At 55.4% G+C, this 1,915-nt stretch carries 2 protein-coding genes; both read right to left on the reverse strand.

Going from position 1 to position 1,915, the window contains the following annotated elements; all coding sequences use genetic code 11:
• Positions 1-178: 178 nt before the first annotated feature.
• Positions 179-1,624 (reverse strand): IS110 family RNA-guided transposase, encoded by a 1,446-nt coding sequence (locus Q363_RS31460; protein WP_084080969.1) that lies wholly within the window; start codon positions 1,622-1,624, stop codon positions 179-181.
• 92 nt (positions 1,625-1,716) lie between these two features.
• Positions 1,717-1,915: hypothetical protein (locus tag Q363_RS43515; RefSeq protein WP_211256466.1), on the reverse strand; the 199-nt coding region annotated here is incomplete at its 5' end.

Consider the following 1,915-nt stretch of genomic DNA (forward strand, 5'->3'; position numbering starts at 1 on the left):
CTTTCCAGAAACTTCATTTTGCAAGAACGACTATTTTAGGGTTCTGGAGTCTTGCCGAGTGCCGAGTAGCTAGAAGACGGCTTGTTGTTGCTGTTGAGGTATTGTGTGCGGACACACGAAGGGATTTGCTCCCGCTGAACGGGGCATTTCCATGTGATCTCGGTGCTGTGGTCTTCCTTCAGGCAGTTGGTACGAGTTGCATTCCGTGTTTATGAGCTTTGCGCTGCAGGAGGACAAGTTCGCGCTGTTCGCTTCGACGGTTGAACTCCTCGATGCCTTGATCTACCCATCTCTGTCCTTTCGTAACGAGTCGATAGTAAAGGCAGGCCAAAACGCGCGCCATGGCTTTGACTGCTTTTTGCCCTCCCAACTTGGCTCGAAGGTATCGGCACCTTGCGCCGAGATAACTGTGAGAGCGTAGCAGTGCCTGGGCGGCCATTCGAAACGCATTTCCTACGCGATTGGTGCGGTGTTCGCGTACGTGACGGATCACCCTTCCTCCGCTTACATCTCGCTTGGGAGCTAAATTCAGCCAAGAAGACCAGTGGGCCTCAGTTTTCCACGCACTCAGGTCTGGCCCCACCTCGGCCAGTACGGTCTGAACGGTCATCACGTTAATGCCGTCTATTGTCGTAGCGTTCACGCTCAGAATGCGCTCTAATTCTGCTCCCAAATCAAACGCTGGTTCGTTCCCTTGAGGCTTGCGAGAACGGGACTTTTTACTCATGTCAGTGGGCGACGGCTCGGCCGATGAGACGAGTGTTTCCACTCTTCGGGCAGGCAGCAATGCCATGTGCTGCTTTAGCTGTTCATCGCATTTGGCCATCTGTTGGCGATAGAAATCGTAGGCGTCGACGGCCTGCTGCAACTCAAACAAGACGTCTGGTTTCCAGACGCCCTGCAGGCTGTGAACGATCTCTTCTTCGCTGGCCATGCAACGTCGATCGCGTAAAGCTGCCAAGGTCTTCGGATCGCGCTGCCCCGCCAGCAGAGCCCGGATAATCGCCTGTCCACTCGTACCGCCGATATCGCTTAAGGCATTGTGCAACTGCACGTTCATCGCGATCAGGGACTTTTGCATATGCTGGATGCATCGTCCGGCGTCTTTGATGTGCTGATCCCGCAACCGCCACACTGTTCGTATACCGTGGATCTCAGGAGCAGGCAGAAAACAGGCTCGCAACAGACCATACGTATGCAATCGCATGAGCCACTGACATTCCTGTACATCACTCTTTCGTCCTGGTACATTCTTCGTTCCCCGCGCATCCACTAGGTTCACTTCCAGACCGTGCTTCTGCAGAACATCACGCACCGCGATCCAGTACACTCCGGTGGACTGCATCACTACCGTGCGTATGCCGCAGCGCGTCAACCACTGCGCTATTTCTACCAGCGCAGCGGTCCAGGACCCGAACTCGCGCACAGGTTGCGCGTCCCGCCCGCGCGGTACGGCTACGAAGTGGCTTTCGTTTCCGACATCAATGCCGGCCGCGTCTCGGTTCACAATCTCCAATCCAGGATCCGCGGCGCTCAAACGCTGCTCGACATCTCTGCGCTCTTTGCGATTCAATCTCGCCCCGAGGCGCAACCGATCAAAGACGGATAGCTTGACCTTTGCCATGGCATGTTCTCCTTCTCAGTGAAATTGGCTAGGCTCGACTCGGTTGGCGATCATGACACAGGCTTTCCAACGGGGTCGAGATCGGCCTCTTTTCAGAGCGCAATCTCGCCACCAAACAATGGACCGCAGCAACCGAAATCAGACTTTTGAACGGGCACAATGGCACCAAGCAGACTGCGATCATAGCTGTCGAGCCAGCCTTCTTGAGTCTGCAACGCCCCTCTGGCACAGCGCAAGTTTCCGGGACTATGGACCCGCCAATGGAGGGCAGCAAACTTTTGAGCAAGTTCA

This window comes from Edaphobacter aggregans DSM 19364 (genome assembly GCF_000745965.1).
GTDB classification, from domain to species: domain Bacteria; phylum Acidobacteriota; class Terriglobia; order Terriglobales; family Acidobacteriaceae; genus Edaphobacter; species Edaphobacter aggregans.